This is a genomic window from Brevibacterium otitidis, from assembly GCF_042429315.1.
In the GTDB taxonomy this organism is placed as follows: Bacteria; Actinomycetota; Actinomycetes; order Actinomycetales; family Brevibacteriaceae; genus Brevibacterium; species Brevibacterium otitidis.
In genome coordinates this window covers 75,869-95,818 of sequence record NZ_JBHMAU010000133.1, presented here as the reverse complement: position 1 = coordinate 95,818, position 19,950 = coordinate 75,869, and the positions used below count along the sequence as shown (strand labels likewise).

The window sequence follows — 19,950 nt, the reverse complement described above, 5'->3', positions numbered from 1 at the left end:
GTGGAGGCGGAGATCACAGGGCTGCGGCAGGTCTCGTGTGCGCGGGAACGGTCTACGATGGCCAGATGAACCCTGCTGACTGGCCCCTGCCGCTGTACGTCGTGTGGCTCATCATGTACGCGGTCATCATCTTCCGGGCCGGCGGCACCTTCCTGCTCGGCCGGCTCGCTCGGCGCGGGGTGAGCCGCATCGGTCGGATCAACCGCATCCTCAGCTCCCAGCGCTATCAGCGCGCCGAACGCATTCTGCGCCGCTACGGGGCGTCGGCGGTGGCCGTGAGCTTCCTGCTCATCGGTGTGCAGACCGTCGTCAACCTCGCTGCCGGGTCGATCGGGATGAGCCTGCGCCGCTACCTGCCGGCACTGGGCCTGGGCGGGGCTGTGTGGGCGCTCATCTATTCGACGGTCGGTCTCGTGGGCATCAGCGCACTGCTGCAGGCCTACCGTCAGAACCCTGCCGTCACCTTGGGTCTGACGGCGGTGTTCATCGCTGCGATCATCGGACTGACGATCGGACTGCGCGACCGGACGGACGAAGAGGGCGGGGATGTGCTGCCAGCACAGGAATGATGTGCGAGGCAAGAGATGGTCGAGGGAAGAATGGTCGGGCTAGCGGGATTCGAACCCACGACCTCTGCACCCCCAGTGCAGCGCGCTACCAAGCTGCGCCATAGCCCGATGCCGCGATAAGCAGGCGTCACCTGCCGATTCGGCTCGTCTAACTGTATATCGGCGGCCCGGCGGGTGCAAAAACTCCCGCATTCCTGCGCCACACCTCACACCTGAACGGCCAGCCGCCCGGCGCATGAGATGATCGGTGCCAACATCGCGCACCGCATCCCCAGTCGCTCGCGGGCCGGTGCACCATCTTCTCGCGGCCGCCTGCGGCGGTGCGCGCAGGCGAAAGGAGGCCGCCGAATGACTGAGACGCGACGCTTTCAGCGTGCCCGCAGATTCGCCGAGCGCCGCCTGCACTCCCGCAGCGCCCGGCCGGAGCGGGAATCCTATTCCTCCTCGCTGCTCGAATCGCTGTGGATGCGCACCCCGGAACCCGACTACGAGCTCGCCGCGCGATCCGGTGCCCCGAAGCGCCCGGGCGCCAAGGTGATCGCCGGTGTTGTGGCAGTGTTCCTCGGCCTGAGCGGTTCGATCGCTGTCGTCCAGCTCACCGGCGGCAGCGGGGGAGAGCGCAGCACCGCCGACTACCTCATCGAGGAGATCGAGGAGCGCTCAGCGGAGAACGAGGATCTCGCCTCCTCCAATGAGGCCCGCGCGAAGCGCCTGGCCGATGCCCAGACGAGCGCCCTCGGTGCGGACCGCAGCGGCGAACTCGACCGGCTGGCGGAGATGGCCTCTCTGACCGAGGTGACCGGCCCGGGTGTGACGCTGACGCTCACCGACCAGGACACCTCGGCGTTCGACGGCGATCCGCGCTCCGGGCAGCAGGCCGGCAACAAGGTCCACGACGAGGACATCCAGATCGTCGTCAACGCGCTGTTCGCCTCGGGTGCGTATGCGGTGGCCGTCAACGACCGGCGGCTCACGACGCTGACCGCGGTGCGCAGCGCCGGCGGTGCGATCCTCGTCAACTACGATCCGCTCAGCCCGCCGTACGAGATCACCGCCACCGGGCCCGAGGATCTCATCGACCGACTCGAACGCACCGACGCCGCCAGCTACCTGGCGACGATCAGCCGCGAATACGGCATCGGCTACAGCGCCGCCACATCCGCAGAGCTGACCATCCCCGCCGCCGAACTGGCACAATCCCAGTACGCTCAGCTGCAGAGCGACGAGCCAGCAGACATTCAGGAGACACAGTGATCGCGATCATCGGCCTCATCATCGGCATCATCCTCGGGATCGTCCTCGATCCCGAAGTGCCCGCCGTCATCCAGCCGTACCTGCCGATAGCTGTGGTCGCAGCCCTCGATGCGCTCGCCGGCGGTCTGCGGGCTGTGCTCTCGGGCAACTTCGACGACCGCGTCTTCGTCATCTCGTTCTTCTCCAACTCGCTCGTCGCCGCGCTCATCGTCTTCCTCGGCGACAAGCTCGGCGTCGGCTCGCAGCTGTCGACCGGCGTTGTCGTCGTCCTCGGCATCCGCATCTTCACCAACGCTGCGGCCATCCGCCGCCAGTTGTTCAAGGCGTAGACGATGAGTGATCGCAGCGAGGAGGTGAGCATGAGCTCTGACGACCAGCCGATGACCCGCCGGGAAGCCCTGGCTCGTGAGCAGCGGGCCGGCACCGGTCCCGAGGCGGAGAGCACCGGTCCCGAGGCGGGCGACGCCTCGGCGAGGGTGGACACCTCGGGAGCGGCGGACGAGGGCGCGCAGGGCACCGAATCCGGTCCGCAGCTGCCCGGACCGAATCCCGAGCCGGAGCAGGCGGGCTCCCGGCGCGATTCCCTCAGCCGGCTGCGCCGCGCACTGCAGTTCCGGGCCAGCCGCTCGCAGCTGCTGGCCGGTGCGCTGTGCGCGCTGCTTGGGTTCGCCTTCGTCGCCCAGCTGCAGCAGACCGACGACGCCGGGTTCTCGCAGCTGTCCGAACCTGAGCTCATCCGCATCCTCGGTGATGTCGACTCCCGCAATCAGCGTCTGGAGCAGGAGTCCGCTTCGCTGCGGGACGATGAGGAGGAGCTGCGCTCGTCGACCAACCAGCAGGAGGCTGCGCAGAAGCAGGCGGACGAGCGGGCCCGGTCGATGCAGATCATCACCGGCACGGTTCCGGTCACCGGTCCGGGCGTTGAGGCGACGATCACCGCAGAGCCCGGCCAGCTGAAGGCGTCCAATCTCGTCACCCTCGTCCAGGAGCTGCGCGATGCCGGCGCCGAGGCGATCGAGATCAACGGGCACCGGGTGGTCGTCTCCACATACTTCACCGACACCCCCACCGGAGGGCTGGAGATCGAAGGCGTGGCCATCGATCTGCCGATTCAGGTGCGGGCGATCGGCCAGCCGGACACGATCGACACAGCGCTGCGGATTCCCGGCGGAATCTACGACACGATCGACAAGCGCGGCGGCTCCATGCTCATCGACCAGAAGACCAGCCTCGACATCGACAGCGTCGTTCCGCAGCTGGGCAGCGGCTGAGTTCGGGCACAGTTCGCGGAGCCGGATGTCAATGCCGCTGCATCAGTGTTATCTTCATTCCGTCGACCCGTTATGCTGGGAAGACCACAACGATGAGCAGGAGACACTATGCCCGACCTGACCTTCCCAGCCTCACTGCGGTATTCGAGTGACCACGAATGGGTCACGGAGGCGCGTGAGGGCGCCGTCGTGCGTGTGGGTGTCTCCGACTTCGCGCAGGATCAGCTCGGCGATGTTGTGTTCGTCGACCTTCCTGCGGTGGGCGACACGGTCACGGCCGGCGAGATGTGCGGCGAGGTCGAGAGCACCAAGAGCGTTTCCGATATCATCTCTCCGGTCAGCGGTGAGGTCATCGCCGTCAACGAGTCTCTGGAAGATGCGCCAGAGGTCATCAACTCCGATCCGTACGGTGAGGGGTGGCTGCTCGATGTGGAGCTGAGTGACCCGAGTGAGATTGATACGCTCATGGATGCAGACGCGTATGCTGCAGCAGTGGAAAGCGAGGGAGCCTGATGTCCCAGCAGAACTACCCGCAAGACGGAGCGGGCCAGACGCCGCACGACGGCGGCAACGAGTCCTTCCGCGAAGCGCGTGTGTTCCCTTATCACACCGGCGAGACCCCTGAATCCGGCGCTGGCGCGCCCGCCGCCGGACACCAACAGACCGATCCCGCAGCGCCGGCGCCCGGCTACGACAGGCAGAAGCAGTACGGCAGCGGTCCGAGCGGCGCGCAGCAGTACGCTCAGCCGCAGAGCTACGGTCAGCCGCAGCAGCCGCAGTACGGTTCGCAGCCGCAGGGCTACGACGCCCAGCAGTACGGTTCGCAGCCGCAGTACGGCTCCCAGCCGCAGGGCTATGACGCCCAGCAGTACGGCTCTCAGCCCCAGCAGCAGTTCGGATCCCAGCCTCAGGGTTACGGCTCGAAGCAGCAGGGACAGCCGGAAGCCGGCACGCAGGGTTCGCCGAACGCCTACGGCAGCCAGCCCGGCAGCGGCCAGGACCAGCCGGTTCCCACGATCCTCGATCCGCGCACCGGTGAGATCCACCCGGTGGCCGACCTCAACCAGCTGCATGACACCGATGCGCTGCTCATCGTCGTCTCCGGCCCGGATGCCGGCGCGCAGATCCTGCTCGACACCGATGTCGTGACCGTCGGCCGCAGCCCGAACGCCGACATCTTCCTCGACGATGTGACCGTGTCCCGCAAGCACGCGGAGTTCGTGCGCACACCCAGCGGATTCACGCTGCGTGACACGGGCTCGCTCAACGGCACCTATGTCGGTCGCCAGCTCATCGATTCGATCGAACTGCAGAACGGCGCAGACGTGCAGATCGGGAAGTTCCGGATGATCTTCCAGCAGCGTCCTCGCAGCAGCTGAGCTCGATGGCCTACGTCAGAGTCGAAGTCGTCGGGGTGCGGATCGAGTTGCCCGCCAATCAGCCGATTCTGCTGCTCAAGGCGCTCTACCAGCCGCGCTATCTGCCGATCTGGATCGGCACGGCGGAGGCCAATGCGATCGGGATCGCCCAGCGCGGTCTGACACCGCCGCGGCCGCTGAGCCACCACCTCATGCTCGACATCCTCGAAGCCTATGGAGCCGAACTGACCGAGGTCGTCATCACCGGCAAGGAGAACCACACCTTCCTGGCCGAACTGCACACCTCGGACGGCAAGACCATCTCCGCCCGGCCCTCGGACGCTGTTGCGATGGCGCTCATCGCCGAATGCCCGGTGCTTGCCGATGAGCAGCTCATCGAGGAGAACGGCATCGAAGCCCCCGAGGCGGACGAAGAGGAAGTCGCACAGTTTCGGGACTTCCTCGACCATGTCTCGCCGGAGGACTTCGAAGGCGAGAGCTGAGCCGCGCTCACCTCACCGTTCGGTCACCGGACACCTGTGCCCTGTGTCGCCGCGGGCATGAGAACATGTGCGCGTCGGCATTCCCATCGACTGAAGGAACCAGCACTGTGAACATCAGCCGTGTCTACCAGGCCGCCGGACAGGCAGAAGCCAGCGAAGAGACCATCAAGGGCCTCGACGCATGGCGTTCGATGTCGCCTCTTCAGCAGCCGACCTATGAGGACGCAGAGGAACTCGCTGCCGTTCTCGACCGGCTGCGTTCGGTGCCGCCCCTCATCTTCGCCGGCGAGGCGGACAAGCTCACCGACCGCATCGCCGCGGCCAGCCGCGGTGAAGCGTTCGTGCTGGCCGGCGGCGACTGCGCCGAATCCTTCGCTGATGCTGACGCCGACCGGATCCGCCGCCGCGTGCAGACGGTGCTGCAGATGGCTGCCGTGCTCACCTACGGCGGCTCCCTGCCGGTGGTGAAGATCGGCCGGATGGCCGGTCAGTTCGCCAAGCCGCGCTCCTCCGACACCGAGGCGCGTGAGGGCGTGGAGCTGCCGAGCTACCGCGGCGATATCGTCAACAGCTTCGAGTTCACCCCCGAAGCCCGCCACCACGACCCCAACCGTCTGCTGCAGGCCTACAATGTCTCCTCGTCGACGCTCAACCTCATTCGGGCGTTCACCACCGGCGGCTTCGCCGATCTGCGCCTGGTCCACGACTGGAACCGCGGCTTCCTCGGCTCGAACCCCAACTACCACCGCTACGAGCAGATGGCGCGCGAGATCGACCGGGCGCTGAAGTTCATGGCCGCCTGCGGTGCGGACTTCGACAGCCTCAAGTCCGTTGAGTTCTTCTCCGCCCACGAGGCGCTGCTGCTCGAGTACGAGCGGGCGCTGACCCGCATCGACTCCCGCACTGGCGATCCCTACGACGTCTCAGCGCACTTCCTGTGGATCGGGGAGCGGACCCGGCAGCTCGACTCAGCCCACGTCGACTTCCTCTCCCGGGTGCGGAATCCGATCGGTGTCAAGCTCGGGCCCAACGCCACCTACGATGAGGCCATGGGTCTGGCTGAGAAGCTCGACCCGCAGGCTGAGCCCGGCCGTCTGACCTTCATCACCCGGATGGGCGCGGAGAAGATCCGCGAGCGCCTGCCCAAGCTGCTCGACCAGATCGGCGATCAGCTGCCGCACCTCACGTGGGTGTGCGATCCGATGCACGGCAACACCATCACCTCGAACACCGGCTACAAGACTCGCCGCTTCGAGGATGTCATGGCTGAGGTCGCCGGCTTCTTCGACGCCCACTACGACGCCGGCACCATTCCCGGCGGACTGCACATCGAGCTGACCGGCGACGATGTCACTGAGGTGCTCGGCGGTGCCAGCGAGATCGACGACGAGGGTCTGCGCCGCCGCTATGAGACGCTCGTCGACCCGCGCCTCAACCACGACCAGTCGCTGGAGATGGCATTCCAGGTCGCCGAATACCTCACCAAGCACCAGCTGGAGCACGGCTGAGCCATCACGGCGGCACCTGCCGCCCCACAGCTGGGCAGCCGCCCGAGGGCTGCACACCCATCACGAGCTGAGGAGTTCTCATCATGATCGATCTGCGCTCTGATACCGTCACCCGCCCCGATGCCGCGATGCGCGAGGCGATGCTCAACGCCGAGGTCGGCGACGACGTCTACGGCGAGGACCCGACGATCAACGAACTCGAATCCCGCTGCGCCGCTCTGCTCGGCCATGAGGACGCGATCTTCTGCCCGTCGGGATCGATGACGAACATGCTCGGCGTCGCTGCACTCGTCGCCCCCGGCTGGGAGCTCATCGCCGAATCGCGAGCCCATGTGCTGCGTGCCGAAGCTGGCGGCCATGCCGCACTGGCCGGGGTCACCTCTCGCACCTGGGTATCGCCTGACGGCACCTTCACTGCCGCTGACGCGCTGGCCCTCATGAGCCGTCCGCGCGGCTACCATCAGGTCGGCACCGCTGCGATCGCCGTGGAGAACACCCACAACTTCGGCGGTGGACGCATCGCCGACATCGATGAGCTGCGCACCCTGCGCCGGGAGACTGCCGCCGCAGGCGTGGCCGTGCACATGGACGGTGCCCGGCTGCTCAACGCCTGTGCCGCCACCGGCATCTCCGCTGAGGAGTACGGCCGCCAGGCCGACACCGTCTCGCTGTGCCTGTCGAAGGGCCTCGGCGCACCGGTCGGCAGCGTGCTCGCCGGCAGCGCTGAGATCATCGAGAAGGCCCGCCTACTGCGCAAACGCTATGGCGGCGGCATGCGCCAGGCCGGCATCCTCGCCGCTGGAGGACTGCACGCCCTCGACCACAATCTCGCCGGACTCGCCGCTGACAACGCCCACGCCCGGCAGCTGGCCGATGCGCTGGCAGCAACCCGCCCGGGCATCGTCGACCCCGAGTTGGTAGAGACGAACATCGTGTTCCTCGACCTGAGCGGGATAGCCGATGACGGTGAGGCGTTCGCCGCCAAGGCCGCTGAGAAGGGGGTGCGCGTGTCCGTCATGGATGAGCGCAGCGTCCGGCTCGTCACCCACCGCGATGTCTCACCTGCCGATGTCGACACCGCCGCCGAGGTGCTCGTCAGCCTGCTGTGAGCGGGCGCCGCACCAGCCGCCCGGCTGCGTGACCGGCGGCAGAAGCCCGCACCGGAGCAGGGGAGAAGCCCGTACAGACGCTGAGAGCGCCGGGGCTGCTGATCGTGCAGCAGCCCCGGCGCTCTCTGTGTGTCTGCTCAGTCGTCCTTGTTCTCGTCCTTGTTGTCGTCCTTCTTCTCCTCGGACTTCTCATCATCCTTCTTCTCGTCCTTGGGCTCCTTGCCCTTCGACACTTTGAGGATGACGAGGGAGCCGGCCTCCTTCTGCTCGGCGGCCTTCGGATAGTGTGCGACCACCTTGCCCTTGGGGGTGTTCTCGCTGTAGACGTCATCGCGGGCGATCCGCAGACCCATCCGCGCCAGACGGCCGTAGGCGGCCTCATAGGACACGCCGGTGAGATCCGGGATGACGAGCGGTTCGACGCCCTTGGAGACGACGAGATCCACTTCGGTGCCCTTCGAGACCTCTTCGCCCTCCTGCAGGGACTGCGAGATGACGGTGCCGTCCGGCACGGAATCGGAGTACTCACGGTCGACCGAGCCCACCTGCAGGGAGGCGCCTTCGATCGCTGAGCGGGCTTCGCTCTCGGTCATCTTCGAGACATCGGGAGCGGCGAAGAGCTCCTCGCCCTTCGACACGATGACGGTGACGACGGAATCCTTGTCCAGCTCGGTGCCAGCAGCCGGATCGGTGCCGATCACCTTGCCGGCCGGCACGCTCGTGCTGAACTCCTCGCGGGTTGCCGGAGCCAGGCCGGCGGTCTTGAGCGCCGACACCACATCGGCCTGCTCCTGACCTGCCACGGCAGCCGGCACCTCGGTGGTGGTGTCGAACGCAGCGACCGCACCCCAGCTGGTGAGCGCGATGATCGCGGCTGCCGCCGTGAGTCCGAGCACCGTGCGGGTGCGGCGGCGCCGGCGGCGGGACGACTGCGGTGCCGATGCAGCTCCAGAGGCACCGGCAGCGGCCAGCGCGGCCGGGGCCAGCGGTGCGGAGGCTGGCGCGGAGGCGTCATCCTCATCATCGGCCAGGTACGGGATCTCATCGGTACGCGCCTTGGGTTCCTTGATGCGGGGCTCGGCGGGATCACCGTCGTCGATCGTGATGGTGGCGGTGAGCACAGGAGCATCCGGTGCGGCGGCGCCGCTGCCCTCAGCCAGGTCGAGCTCGGCCTCGCTCAGCTGGGTGCGGGCCTCAGCCAGCGCCAGGCGCAGCTCAGCGGCATCGGCAGGCCGGTCCTCGGGCTTGCGGGACGTCGCCCACAGCACGATCGCATCGAGGGTCGGGCTGATCCCGGGGACCGCTTCGGAGGGTGCGGGCACGGTGTCGTGGACATGCCGGTAGGCGACCTGGATCGGCACATCATCGGTGTAGGGCTGGCTGCCGGTGAGCATCTCGTAGAGCATGATGCCGACCGTGTACAGATCGGTGCGCTCATCAGCGCCGGCGCGGGTGACGAGCTCAGGGGCGACATAGCCGACGGTGCCGATGAGGGTCTTCGTCGTCGTCGAGGTGCTGACGGCGCGGGCGAGCCCGAAATCGGCGAGCTTGATCTGCCCATCGGTGCCCAGCAGCACATTGTCGGGCTTGAGATCGCGGTGGATGATGCCGGAGCCGTGGACGGCTTCGAGCGCAGCCAGGATCGCATCGGCGACGACGATCGCCTGGCGCGGGGTGAGGCTGCCGCGGTGCTTGAGCTCCTTGCGCAGCGTCACCGACTCCAGATAGTCCATGACGAGGTAGACGGCTTGGCCGTCGGAGCCCTGGTCGTGCACGGCGATGAGGTTGGGGTGGCTCAGGCGTGCGGCGTGGATGGCCTCGCGGCGGAAGCGCTCGACGAAGGTCTCGTCGTCGAGCAGATGCTGATGCATGACCTTGAGCGCGACTTCGCGGTCGAGCCGCAGGTCAGTGCCGCGATAGACCATCGCCATGCCGCCGCGGGCGACGACGGAATCGACGCGGTAGCGTTCGTTGAGGACGACGCCGAGCAGCGGATCGTGCAGGGTCTTCATGATGGGTTCTCCTGGCGGCGGAATCGTGCGGCGGTCACCTGGACGTTGTGGACGAATCGGCGGGTGTCACTGTGCGCTCCGTGCGCCGAGACCGAGGCGAGGCCCTGGTAGTAGCCGGCCAGCGCCTCGGCTTCGGAATCCGTGTGGGCCAGCAGCCAGCGCAGAATCGCCAGCCCGGCGCGGATGTTCTGGGCGGTGTCGAGGACGTCGATCGGCTCGCCGAGCAGCTCCGCAGCCCACGCGCCAGCGCGCGGGGTCACCTGCATGACGCCGATCGCGTTGACCGGCGAGACGACCTGCTGGCGCATCCCCGACTCCTGCTGGGCCAGGGCAGCGGCGAGATCCTCGTCGACGCCGAGGTAGTCGGCGATGCCGCGGACCATCGCGGTGATGTCGCTGCGGGAGAGTGCCGGACGCTGCTGCAGCAGCCACTTGTTGTGGCGGGCGGCAGCGAGCACCTCGGCCGGGTACGGAGTGCCCTGGTGGTCGGCCGGCAACTGCGGCAGCTCGGCTTCCGGCACGCTGCAGCGCGCACGGCTCGACGTCGCTCCCGAACCGGACAGCGACAGCAGCTCGCCTTCGCGGATGACCGTCGAGGTGCCCATCGCATTGGCCGCCTGCAGCGCCGGCACCGAGATCTGATAGCGCTCAGCGATCGCCTCGAGCGTCTCCCCAGCGCTCACGCGGTGCCCGGCGGTGCGCTGCTGATGGATGTTCTTCGCCGGCAGCGAGAGGATCTGGCCCGGGCGCACCGTGCTGCGGCCGCGCAGATCGTTGAGCTCGACGATCGCCGGAGCGGAGACACCGTGGCGTTTGGCGATCGACAGCAGGGTGTCGCCGGTGCGCACCTTGTACGTGCGTCCGCCGTGGGTGACGGGAATTGCGTCGCTCACCGTTCCCGAGGTGAATCCCGGCTGGTCATCGACCCTCGCCCGGCCGTGGGGGCGGGGAGTGGCACGCGGGGTGAAAGCCGGGCGGAAGCCCGGCTGCAGCTGCGGGTCGCTGGGAGTGGGCTGCTCTGCCTCGGTGCGGGCGCGCTCATCTGCAGCAGGGTCGTACTGTACGGCCTGCTGGGATGCGAAGTGGGATGCCACGGTCAGCGGCGACGGGACGGCAGCCCGAGCCGCGGTCTGTCGCGCCCGTCCGTGCGGCGGGCGATGCGATGCCCTGTTCATGTGCGACCTGCAGTTCTGGTGGGGGAAGACAAGCTGCGGATACAACTGATGCCAGCTTAACGACTGCACAGCCGCAGATGTGTGAGCATGCGGACACGGCGTGTCGGTACTAGTCTGTGGAATGTGACTGATTCAAACACCGATTCCGGCTCGTCCCCGACAGCAGCCCCTGATCACGAAGCACAGGCACTGGCGCTCGTCGAGGAGTGGCTTCCGCTGCCCGATGTCGCCGAGCAGACCGGGCTGGGCATCTCCAAAGTGCGCCGCCTCGTCGAGGATCGTGCGCTCATCGGATTCAAGCACGGCAGCCCCAAGGTCTTCCAGGTTCCAGCGCTCTTCATCGACGGGGACGCGCCGGTGAAGAATCTGCACGGTACCCTCGTGCTGCTGGCCGATGCCGGCTTCGGCGATGCCGAGGCGATCGCCTGGCTGTTCACCGCCGATGACACGCTGCCCGGCCGGCCGATCGACGTGTTGCGCAGCGGATCGAAGAAGGAAGTCCGGCGCCGCGCCCAGGCCCTTGCGGTGTGACCGCGGCCAGCTCAGGCTGAGCGGCGGGTGAGCATCAGCGCATACTGCGCCAGCTGCTGACGGGCGGCATCGCCGATCCCGTGCGCTGCCAGGGCATCGAGTCCCCGGTGGGTGGCGTCGAGTTGTGCGTCGATCTCCGCTTCGAACTGCTGGAGTGCACCGCAGGAGCGGATGAGGTCGTTCATCTGCTGCAGCTCTTCGAGGCTGAGGTCCGGCTGACCGAGCCGGCGCATGAGCCATGAAGCCTGTTCAGCGGCCTGCGCGTCGCCGTCTGCCAGCGCTGCCAGCGTCAGACCGATGAGCACGGTCTTCTTGCCCTGCCGCAGATCATCGCCGGCCGGTTTGCCGGTCAGCGCCGGATCACCGAAGACGCCGAGCTCATCATCGCGCAGCTGGAACGCCCGGCCCAGCGGCAGCCCGAAGTCCGAGAGCGCCTCCAGCAGCTCAGGCCCGGCACCAGCGAGTGCGGCTCCGAGCAGCAGCGGCTGCTCAACCGAGTACTTCGCCGACTTGTAGGTCAGCACCTCCTCTGCGCGCGGCAGCAGCTCCGCGCCGGTGACCGGTGCGGCCTGCAGCCGGATGTCGAGGTACTGGCCGACCATGACATCGCGCCGGAAGTCGTCGTGGCGGCGCACCGCCTCGGCGGTGGCCGAGGCCGCCAGAGCTGAGGCGCTGAAGAGCTCCTCGCTCAGGCTCAGGCACAGGTCGCCGGCGATGATCGCCGCACCATCGCCGAAGAGCTTCGCATCACCGGACCAGCTGCGGTCACGGTGCATCGCGCGGAAGGCGGTGTGCACCGCCGGCTGGCCGCGGCGGGTCTCCGAAGCGTCGATGATGTCGTCGTGGATGAGCGCTGCGGCGTGCAGCATCTCGACCCCGGCGGCAGTCTGGGCGATGCCGGAAGCGGCGGCATCGGTGCCGCCGGCCAGTTCATAGCCCCACCAGGCGATGAGCGCGCGCACCCGCTTGCCCTTGGCGCTGAAGGTGCGGATCGGCTCGATGAGCTCGCTGGTGACAGGGGAGGTCTCGGCCATGCGCTCGGCCGTGGCCTGCAGGTGCGCGTCGATGACGCGATCGACTGCGGCGATGACCTCCTCAGCCGGCGTGAGTGCGGCGACGGTGGAAGCGGTAGTCGTCATCGGGCGACGACACCGCCGAGGGTGACCTGCTGAGTGTCGCCTTCGCCATCCGGGCTCGGGCCGACGGTGAGCGAGAGGGTCTGGTCGTTGTCCGTGTTGTGGAAGGCCTGGGTGACGGTGTCCTCGTGCTTCTCCGCATCGCCGACGGTCTCGAAGCCCGCGTCCTTGAGCGAATCGGTGTAGAACTTCAGGATGTCCTCGGCCGACTGCGGGCTCTGCTGCACGAGCGAGACGCTCACCCGTTCACCGGCGGCGCCATCGTCCTCAGACTTCTCATCGCCCTCGGCCTCCTCATCAGCGGCTGCCTCAGACTGCTCGTCAGGGTTCTCCTCGTCCGGCTTCTCCTCGTCCGCAGCCGTGTCGGCGGCAGGGGAGAAGGTCGACGACACGATCTCGCCTTCCTCCAGCGGCTTGATGACCTCAGGGAAGCCCTCGACGAGCTCGCCATAAGCGGTCTGATCGGCGCCGTCAGCGTCCTGGGTCTCCTCGTCCTCGGCAGCGGCGGTTTCGGCAGCCGTCGACTCCTCGGATTCGGGAGCATCGTCCCCGGTGCAGCCGGACAGGATGAGCGCAGCGGAGACGGCCAGCGCCGAAGTCGTCAGAGCAGTGCGATGTATCATGCTTCAAGACTAGCGCCCGGGAGAGAGATGAGTCGAAAGCAGCTTGCCCGCTCCGGCGGCGACCTGTCCGCGCTCGGCACCGACGACACCGGCTGCACGATGCTACACCTGGACATGGATGCGTTCTTCGTCTCCGTTGAGCTGCTCACCCGCCCGGAGCTGCGCGGCACCCCGGTCATCGTCGGCGGGCGCGCCGGACGCGGAGTGTGCGTCTCGGCCAGCTATGAGGCACGCGAATACGGCGTCCATGCGGCGATGCCGATGTCGCGGGCGATCCAGCTGTGCCCGCAGGCCACCGTCATCCCGCCATCGCGGGGTGCCTATTCGCACTACTCCCGTCAGGTCTTCGACATCATCGCCGAGGTCACCGAGGACTTCAGCAAGGTCAGCGTCGATGAAGGCTATGTCGATGTCACTTCAGCCCTCCGGCGCCTGGGCCGGCCCGCGGAGATCGCCGCCGGTCTGCGGGCGGCCATCACCGAGCGGACCGGGCTGACGGCCTCGATCGGTGTGGCTTCCACGATGGTGGTCGCCAAGCTCGCCTCCGCGCGCGCCAAACCCGATGGGCTCCTCGTCGTGCCGGTGGCCCGCACCCAGGAGTTTCTGTCGCCGATGCCCATCGAGGCGCTGCCGGGGGTCGGGGCGAAGCTGCAGGAGACGCTGCGCCGCTACGGCATCACGACCATCGGACAGCTCGCTGAGGCGGACGCTGACTGGGCGGCCCACACGCTCGGCTCCTTCGGGACGACGGTCCACGGCTTCGCCCGCGGCATCGACACCCGCACGATCCATGACACCGCCAAGGAGCACACCGTCAGCGCGGAGAACACCTTCCCTGCGGACATCGCCGATCCCGGCCAGCTGGAGCGCGAACTGCTGCGGCTGGCCAATGCGGTCGCTGCCCGACTGCGCAGCGAGGAGATCGTCGCCGGGACGGTCGGGCTGAAGTTCCGGCTGCACGACTTCCGCACCTTCAGCCGGCAGACGACGCTGCCGGCGCCCACCGATGTGGCAGCGGAGATCCATGCGGCGCTGCTGCCGCTGCTGCGGCGGCTGATGGCCGAACACCGCGAACCGGTGCGCCTGCTCGGGCTGCGGGCCGCCGATGTCGTCGACCGCGATGCTGCCGGGCGCCAGGCCACACTCGACGAGCCGGAGCGGTCGCCGCGTGACGCCGAGGTGGCCCTCGACGAAGTCCGCCGGAAGTTCGGCAACGCCGTCATCGGACAGGCGTCCTTGCTGGAACCGCGGCGCACCTCGGGCCAGGATCGTTCATAATCGGAAGCGGAGCCTCGTACGGGCTGTGAACCTGGTCAGAGTCTCGGCGCAGCCCCAGAATCGAGATGCTGAAACCGCCCGGGCAGACTATCATTGAGATACGTCTTTTCGAGCGCGCAGGTGAAGGGGGCACATATGCCACTCTCAGAACACGAACAGCAGCTACTGGATCAGCTTGAGCAGCAGCTGCGCAGTGAAGATCCCCGCTTTGCCCAGAACATCTCGCAGCCGCGTCAGACCGGCGGCGGCTCCCTGTCGGCCAAGCGGTTCGTCATCGGCGTGCTCGGCCTGCTGGCAGGCATTGCCATCACCATCGCCTCCATCTACTTCTTCGGTATGCCCTTCGGCGCCATCGGCGGCGTCATCGGATTCGCGGTCATGGTGGCCGGCGGATACTGGGCGATCAACGGCAGCTCGGAGAGCGCACCGGCCACGAGCGGCACGAAGGCCCCCACTGCCAAAGCCGCAGCCGGCAGCGCATCGTCCTCGAGCGGCTTCATGGATCGGCTCGAAGACCGCTGGGAGAAGCGCCGCCGCGGCGAATGACCGCACCCCACCTGCACAGACTCAGCAGACATCAGATCCCGTTCGGCACTGCGCCGGCGGGATCTTCCCATTCATCCGGCGGCCGTATGCGCGCTCTTCCCCATCCGGCGGTCGCATGCGCGCTGTTCCTATCCGGCAGCCACCCTGCGCACCGCTCCGGCTGGTGGGGCTCCGGCCGGTGCGGCTCTGGCCGATGGCAGTCCTGAGCGACATCAGCCGTGCCAGCGCAGCGCATTCGCAGCGGCTGGCACGGCTGAGCCCTGGATGCCTCAGCGACGGCGGAACACGCTGGCCGGCCACAGCCGTGCGCGCAGTGACGCGCCGCGGGAGCCCGCGCCGTCATAGTGCTTGCGCAGCGCTTCGACCGCCTCATCGACACCGGTCTTGTCGACCAGGGGAGCAGCGTGCTGCAGATCGCTGCGCGAGCGGTCGAGATACCGCGCTTGGTCGATCGCCTCGCCGAGGTCGTCGAAGACACCCGGCAGGTAATCGGCGTCGGTGCCTGAGACCTCGGCGGTGATGGCATCCCGCAGCTCATCAAGGTGCTGGCGTGCCGGCACCGAGGCGGCCGGAGCCTGCCCGTAGTCGATGCCGAGGGCGAAGATCTCCTCCCACACCGCCTCGGGCTCGATCGGTTCGCGCATCCGCTTGCGGCGCTGGACGATGCGCACGAGCGCAGGAGCTGCAGCAAGCAGCAGCACTGCGAGCACGGCCACCGGAATCCACCACCGGGGAGCGGACTCCGCCTCGGTGTCGGCGGCTGTGGTGTCCTCGTCCTCTTCCTCCTCCGGTGCGGCGTCCTCGCCTGTGGGCTCCTCGCTGGGTTCAGCGCTGGCCTCCTCCGTCGGCTCCTCGGTCGGCTCGCCCTCCGGCTCGGCGCCACCGGTCTGCGACCACGGCGGGGGAGCGCCGGCGGGGCCTCCCGGCGTCGGTTCGAAGCGCACCCAGCCGACGCCGTCGAAGTACAGCTCCGGCCAGGCATGGGCATCCGACATCGCCACCTCATAGGCGTTCTCGCCGGTCTCCTCACCTGGGGCGAAGCCGACGGCGATGCGGGCGGGGATGCCGAGCGAGCGCGACATCGCGGTCATCGCACCGGAGAACTGCACACAGTAGCCGGACTTCTCATCGAGGAAGTCGGCGATCGCATCGCTGGAGGCCTCCTCGGGAGCGTCGAGGGAGTACTCGAAGGCGTCGGAGTGGAAGTACTCCTGCAGCATGACCGCCTGCTCCCAGGGGTTCTGTGCTCCAGAGGTGACCTCATCGGCGGTGTCGCTGACGACGGCCGGCATGTCCTCGGGCAGCGCGAGAGTGTCAGCGAACTGCCCAGCGGAGACCGGGCGTGCGGCTGAGAGCTCCTCGGCGGTCGGCTCGACCGAGGTGTAGGTGGCGGTGTACTCCTGTTCAGCTGCGATCTCGCCATTGCCGACGATCGTGAGCGTGGCGGAGTCGTAGATCCAGCGGCGGGAGACCCCGTCGATCTGCGAAGGGGCGTAGGGCGCCGGCAGATAGGCCTGGTCGAAACCGCCCACGTTGACGCTCATCGTCTGCTCGGTGGTCGTCGTATCGGTGCTCACCCCCGGCGGGTTCGGCAGTCCGTCGACGGCGATGGCGAAGGGATCGATGTCGAACTCCGCCGGCTGCCACGTCTGCCCGTCGAACTCCGAGACCGAGGTCAGCCGGATGGGCGGCTGCAGCGGGTCGGTGCTGCTGTAGGCGAACACCGGGTCGTCGCTCTGCTCTTCGAGGTTGCTGCGCAGATCGAGGAACGGGTTGACGACGGTGATGTCGGCCTGCTGGGGCTGGCGCGGCGGGCGGACGGAGACATCGGGCAGCAGCACCGGGAGGCCGACGCCCAACAGCAGGGCCAGGCCGCCGGCCAGCAGCGGCGGCAGCGGACCGAGAGACTCCGCCTGCTGGAAGTAGGGGGTGAGCATGAGCACGATGAAGGCACCGCCGACGGCGGCGAAGTGCCACCAGCGCAGCTCACTGGGAGCCAGGAACACCGGAATGCAGTAGACGAGCAGCAGCAGCACTCCGGCGATCTTGGGCACATTCAGGTCCTGCACCAGCCCGTCGATGAGCATTGTGATGAGGCCGAAGCCCACCACGAGGATGGTGGTGAAGCCGCGGGTCGACTCCGCCGGCGGGATGACCTTGTACATATCGTCGATGCCGCTGCTGAGCTGGGAGAACATCTGCAGCACAGAGTCCGGCGTCGGGACGATCCCGAAGGCCAGGGTCTCCGGCACGCACAGAATCAGCACGGTGATGATGCCGATGACCAGCTGCAGCAGAACCGTCAGGCCAGATGCCTGGATGCGGGCGCTCAGACGCAGCAGCGCACCGGAGAGCGCAACGACGACGACAGTGAAGAGGACCGGAGGCAGCCACTGGACGTCGCTGAAGATGCTCGACATCGCCACGGCGAGCAGCGACATCGAGACGATGACGGCCAGGGTGCTGATCCACAGACGCGAACTCATCGGCGCCTCCTTCCCAGTCGCTTCCATTGCTGCGGGATCTGCTGGTCTGCTGCGAAGACACCGTCGACGCCCTCGCCGGAGAGGTCGAGATCAGCAGCGATGAGCCGGCGCCTGCGAGTCCCGCGGGGCAGCGCCGCCTCCAGCTCCGCTGCCCGCTCCGCGGTCATCGCGCAGACGGCGATGTCCGCGGCGCCGGAGACACCGCGCAGTGAGGTCGGCAGGGTCGTGCCGCCGGTCTCATAGCCGGCCAGCAGCAGCCGCAGCCGTTCGGCCGCGCGGGAATCGCGCACCGGGTGCAGCTGGCCGTCGACGGCGCACAGCACCTCATAGCCGGAACTCAGATACACCGCAGCCAGGGACTGGACCGTCGAGATGAGCACCTCGGCGGCCGGATCGGGATGCGCACCGGCACCGGCGGTATCGAGCAGCAACACCGCGAAGGGGTGCTCCTCCTCGGCTTCGTGCCGGACCATGAGCTCATCGTGGCGGGCCGTTGAGGTCCAATGGATATGGCGCAGATCGTCGCCGGGGACGTATTCGCGGGTGTCGAAGTCGCGGCTCGTGCCGCCGCGCATCGAACGCGAGGTGTCGGCCATCGGCTGGGCGAGCCCGGCCTTGGGCGGACGCGGCATCTGCTCCAGGCGCGGAGCGACGGCGATCTCATAGCCGCGCAGCACTGTATGGGAGACCGCAGTCAGTGAGAAGGGACCTTCGAAGGACACGGCCACGGTGTTGACGCCGCTCATGCCGCGGTGGGTGGGAACGCATTCGGCTTCGACTGTGACCGCCGCCAGGGCGCCGATGCCCGGCACACGCACGCCCTGTTCCTCGCCGAGCCCCGGCCGGAAGGTGATGTCGACGCTGAAGGGACCGATCGGCAGCGGCGTGCGGTTGCGGAGGGCGGCGCGCAGCAGCAGCGGGCGGCCCAGCTCGGCGACGGGGGTGGAATCGACGCTGCGCACGGCAGCGGACATCCGCACATCCATCCGCCGGCTCGTGATGATCGCCAGCAGCAGGCTGAGGGCGACGAGGCCGATGAGCAGGATCCCGGCCGGCAGCAGTCCTGGCAGGGAGAACCGGTAGGCGGCGATGATGAGCGCGATGCCGGCGACGAGGAAGACGAACCCGGAGGTGGTGAGCCTCATGAGCGCACGGGCGTACGGCTCAGCGTCGCCCGGATGATCTCCGCTGCATGCTCATGGTCCTCGCCCTCATGGGTGATGATCCGGTGGGCGAGCACGTCGACGGCCAGTGCCTGCACATCGGCCGGAGTGACGTAGCCGCGGCCGTGCAGCACCGCGTGGGCCTTGGCCGCTCGCAGCAGCTGCACACCGCCGCGCGGGGAGGCGCCGAGCGCAACGGCCGGGTCGCGGCGGGTGGCTTCGAGCAGCGCGACGATATAGGTGCGCAGCTCGTGGGTGGCCGGGATGTGGCGGACGATCTCGCGGGCCTGCAAGATCTCATCGAGCGAGGTGACCGCCGGCAGCTTTGCGAGCGGGTCGTGGTCGACGTGATGATCGAGCATCTCGATCTCCGAGCGCTGATCCGGGTAGCCGATCGAGACGCGGGCGGTGAAGCGGTCGCGCTGGGCCTCCGGCAGTGAGTAGGTGCCCTCCATGTCGATGGGGTTCTGCGTGGCGACGACCATGAACGGCGCCGGCAGCGAGTAGGTGGTGCCGTCGATGCTCGTCTGCGATTCGGCCATGCACTCCAGCATCGCCGACTGGGTCTTGGGCGAGGCGCGGTTGATCTCGTCAGCGATGACGATATTGGCGAACACCGGGCCGGGCCGGAACTCGAAGTGGCGGGACTCCTGATTGAACAGGTTGACGCCGAGGACATCGCTGGGCAGCAGGTCCGGGGTGAACTGGATGCGCTTGACCGAGCCGTCGACCACCCGGCCGAGTGACTTCGCCAGCAGCGTCTTGCCCACGCCGGGCACATCTTCGAGCAGCAGATGGCCGCCGGCCAGCAGCGTGATGAGCGCGATCTGCACGACGCGGTCCTTGCCGTCGAGCACCGCATTCATCGCATGGCGGGCGTTCTCAGCGATCCGCTGCACATGCTGGATGCGCGGATCCACACCCTGTGCGGCCGCCGGCTCAGCCTGCCGACCGCCGGCGAATGCCGCCTGGGCATGGCTCTGCTGCGAGCCGATCAGCGGTGCGGTGTGGGAGGACTGCTGCGGCTGTGGGCTCGGGTAGCCGGCCTCGCGCGCTTGGCGGCGGGTGAGCGGCTGCTGTGGATCGCTTGGATTGCTCATAGGCTCCATTCTCTCCCAAGGAGGCGGCTCGTCTCCACTTCACCGGCCTGTCCACCGGTCTCCACCACTTCCCACCACCGGTCACCCCACTTCCCGCCACTGCGCCCCCGTTTCGGCCCGAAACCCGGCGACAACCGCCTCGGCAGCGGCCGATAACCCGGCTCAGCAGGCCTGAAACGACCTGCATAACCCCGATTCGTGCCCAAAAACCCCACTTTCCACCACCTATCTGACCTGCGAAAACGTCAGAAAACTCGTGAACTGCAGTCAAATCTATGGAAAAGGTGGGGGGAAGTGGAGTACAGTGGTGGCTATCGGAACCGGGTGG

General features: G+C 67.9%; 19 protein-coding genes and 1 tRNA gene. 12 read left to right on the top strand and 8 right to left on the bottom strand.

Annotated elements, in window-relative coordinates:
• The first annotated feature begins 65 nt into the window (after window positions 1–65).
• Window positions 66–569, top strand: coding sequence for a DedA family protein (locus ACFFN1_RS16780; RefSeq protein WP_376842047.1), 504 nt, complete (start codon window positions 66–68; stop codon window positions 567–569).
• Between the two features lie 31 nt (window positions 570–600).
• On the opposite strand, the gene ACFFN1_RS16775 is transcribed toward ACFFN1_RS16780, so the two are convergent.
• A tRNA-Pro gene (locus ACFFN1_RS16775) sits at window positions 601–677 on the bottom strand.
• Between the two features lie 240 nt (window positions 678–917).
• Here ACFFN1_RS16775 and ACFFN1_RS16770 point away from each other — a divergent pair.
• From ACFFN1_RS16770 to ACFFN1_RS16735, 8 genes are all read left to right on the top strand, one after another.
• Window positions 918–1,823: a DUF881 domain-containing protein gene (locus ACFFN1_RS16770; protein WP_376842046.1), complete on the top strand. Its 906-nt coding sequence runs from the start codon at window positions 918–920 to the stop codon at window positions 1,821–1,823.
• Complete coding sequence (locus ACFFN1_RS16765) at window positions 1,820–2,152, top strand: small basic family protein (protein WP_165882709.1); 333 nt, start codon at window positions 1,820–1,822, stop codon at window positions 2,150–2,152. The genes ACFFN1_RS16770 and ACFFN1_RS16765 overlap by 4 nt, the downstream gene beginning before the upstream one ends.
• A 30-nt stretch (window positions 2,153–2,182) precedes the next feature.
• Window positions 2,183–3,094 (top strand): DUF881 domain-containing protein, encoded by a 912-nt coding sequence (locus ACFFN1_RS16760; RefSeq protein WP_376842045.1) that lies wholly within the window; start codon window positions 2,183–2,185, stop codon window positions 3,092–3,094.
• 108 nt (window positions 3,095–3,202) lie between these two features.
• Window positions 3,203–3,607 carry a glycine cleavage system protein GcvH gene (gene gcvH / locus ACFFN1_RS16755; protein ID WP_376842044.1) on the top strand — a complete coding sequence of 135 codons (405 nt, stop codon included), beginning with the start codon at window positions 3,203–3,205 and terminating at the stop codon, window positions 3,605–3,607.
• A complete protein-coding gene (locus tag ACFFN1_RS16750) occupies window positions 3,607–4,473 on the top strand; it encodes an FHA domain-containing protein (RefSeq protein ID WP_376842043.1) in 867 nt (288 codons plus the stop codon). The genes gcvH and ACFFN1_RS16750 overlap by 1 nt, the downstream gene beginning before the upstream one ends.
• Before the next feature lie 5 nt (window positions 4,474–4,478).
• On the top strand, window positions 4,479–4,955 hold the full coding sequence (locus tag ACFFN1_RS16745) for a bifunctional nuclease family protein (protein WP_376842042.1): 477 nt from the start codon (window positions 4,479–4,481) through the stop codon (window positions 4,953–4,955).
• Window positions 4,956–5,020: 65 nt separating this feature from the next.
• Window positions 5,021–6,463, top strand: coding sequence for a class II 3-deoxy-7-phosphoheptulonate synthase (locus ACFFN1_RS16740; protein WP_376842041.1), 1,443 nt, complete (start codon window positions 5,021–5,023; stop codon window positions 6,461–6,463).
• A gap of 83 nt (window positions 6,464–6,546) precedes the next feature.
• On the top strand, window positions 6,547–7,572 hold the full coding sequence (locus tag ACFFN1_RS16735) for a threonine aldolase family protein (RefSeq protein WP_376842040.1): 1,026 nt from the start codon (window positions 6,547–6,549) through the stop codon (window positions 7,570–7,572).
• A 137-nt stretch (window positions 7,573–7,709) separates the two neighbouring features.
• Here ACFFN1_RS16735 and pknB read toward each other — a convergent pair whose 3' ends face one another.
• Window positions 7,710–9,584, bottom strand: a complete 1,875-nt coding sequence (pknB, locus tag ACFFN1_RS16730) for a Stk1 family PASTA domain-containing Ser/Thr kinase (RefSeq protein WP_376842039.1) — start codon at window positions 9,582–9,584, stop codon at window positions 7,710–7,712.
• Window positions 9,581–10,678, bottom strand: a complete 1,098-nt coding sequence (locus tag ACFFN1_RS16725) for a lytic transglycosylase (protein ID WP_376842038.1) — start codon at window positions 10,676–10,678, stop codon at window positions 9,581–9,583. Before ACFFN1_RS16725 ends, pknB begins: the two co-directional genes overlap by 4 nt.
• A 270-nt stretch (window positions 10,679–10,948) precedes the next feature.
• Between ACFFN1_RS16725 and ACFFN1_RS16720 the strand changes: the two genes are divergently transcribed.
• Complete coding sequence (locus ACFFN1_RS16720) at window positions 10,949–11,290, top strand: Rv2175c family DNA-binding protein (protein ID WP_376842063.1); 342 nt, start codon at window positions 10,949–10,951, stop codon at window positions 11,288–11,290.
• 11 nt (window positions 11,291–11,301) lie between these two features.
• On the opposite strand, the gene ACFFN1_RS16715 is transcribed toward ACFFN1_RS16720, so the two are convergent.
• Window positions 11,302–12,429 carry a polyprenyl synthetase family protein gene (locus ACFFN1_RS16715; protein ID WP_376842037.1) on the bottom strand — a complete coding sequence of 376 codons (1,128 nt, stop codon included), beginning with the start codon at window positions 12,427–12,429 and terminating at the stop codon, window positions 11,302–11,304.
• Entirely contained in the window at window positions 12,426–13,049 is a 624-nt protein-coding gene (locus tag ACFFN1_RS16710; RefSeq protein WP_376842036.1) for a hypothetical protein, read from the bottom strand. Before ACFFN1_RS16710 ends, ACFFN1_RS16715 begins: the two co-directional genes overlap by 4 nt.
• Before the next feature lie 27 nt (window positions 13,050–13,076).
• Between ACFFN1_RS16710 and dinB the strand changes: the two genes are divergently transcribed.
• Both dinB and ACFFN1_RS16700 read left to right on the top strand, forming a co-directional pair.
• Window positions 13,077–14,327: a DNA polymerase IV gene (gene dinB, locus ACFFN1_RS16705; protein WP_376842034.1), complete on the top strand. Its 1,251-nt coding sequence runs from the start codon at window positions 13,077–13,079 to the stop codon at window positions 14,325–14,327.
• Window positions 14,328–14,462: 135 nt separating this feature from the next.
• Complete coding sequence (locus ACFFN1_RS16700; protein WP_376842033.1) at window positions 14,463–14,873, top strand: SCO2097 family morphological protein; 411 nt, start codon at window positions 14,463–14,465, stop codon at window positions 14,871–14,873.
• Between the two features lie 269 nt (window positions 14,874–15,142).
• Here the strand turns inward: ACFFN1_RS16700 and ACFFN1_RS16695 are convergent, their stop codons facing one another.
• From ACFFN1_RS16695 to ACFFN1_RS16685, 3 genes are read right to left on the bottom strand one after another with little or no spacing between them, the layout of a single operon-like run.
• Window positions 15,143–17,359 (bottom strand): transglutaminase TgpA family protein, encoded by a 2,217-nt coding sequence (locus ACFFN1_RS16695; RefSeq protein WP_376842032.1) that lies wholly within the window; start codon window positions 17,357–17,359, stop codon window positions 15,143–15,145.
• Window positions 17,356–18,504, bottom strand: a complete 1,149-nt coding sequence (locus ACFFN1_RS16690; RefSeq protein WP_376842031.1) for a DUF58 domain-containing protein — start codon at window positions 18,502–18,504, stop codon at window positions 17,356–17,358. Before ACFFN1_RS16690 ends, ACFFN1_RS16695 begins: the two co-directional genes overlap by 4 nt.
• Window positions 18,501–19,388, bottom strand: coding sequence for an AAA family ATPase (locus ACFFN1_RS16685; protein WP_376842062.1), 888 nt, complete (start codon window positions 19,386–19,388; stop codon window positions 18,501–18,503). The genes ACFFN1_RS16690 and ACFFN1_RS16685 overlap by 4 nt, the downstream gene beginning before the upstream one ends.
• Between the last annotated feature and the right edge of the window lie 562 nt (window positions 19,389–19,950).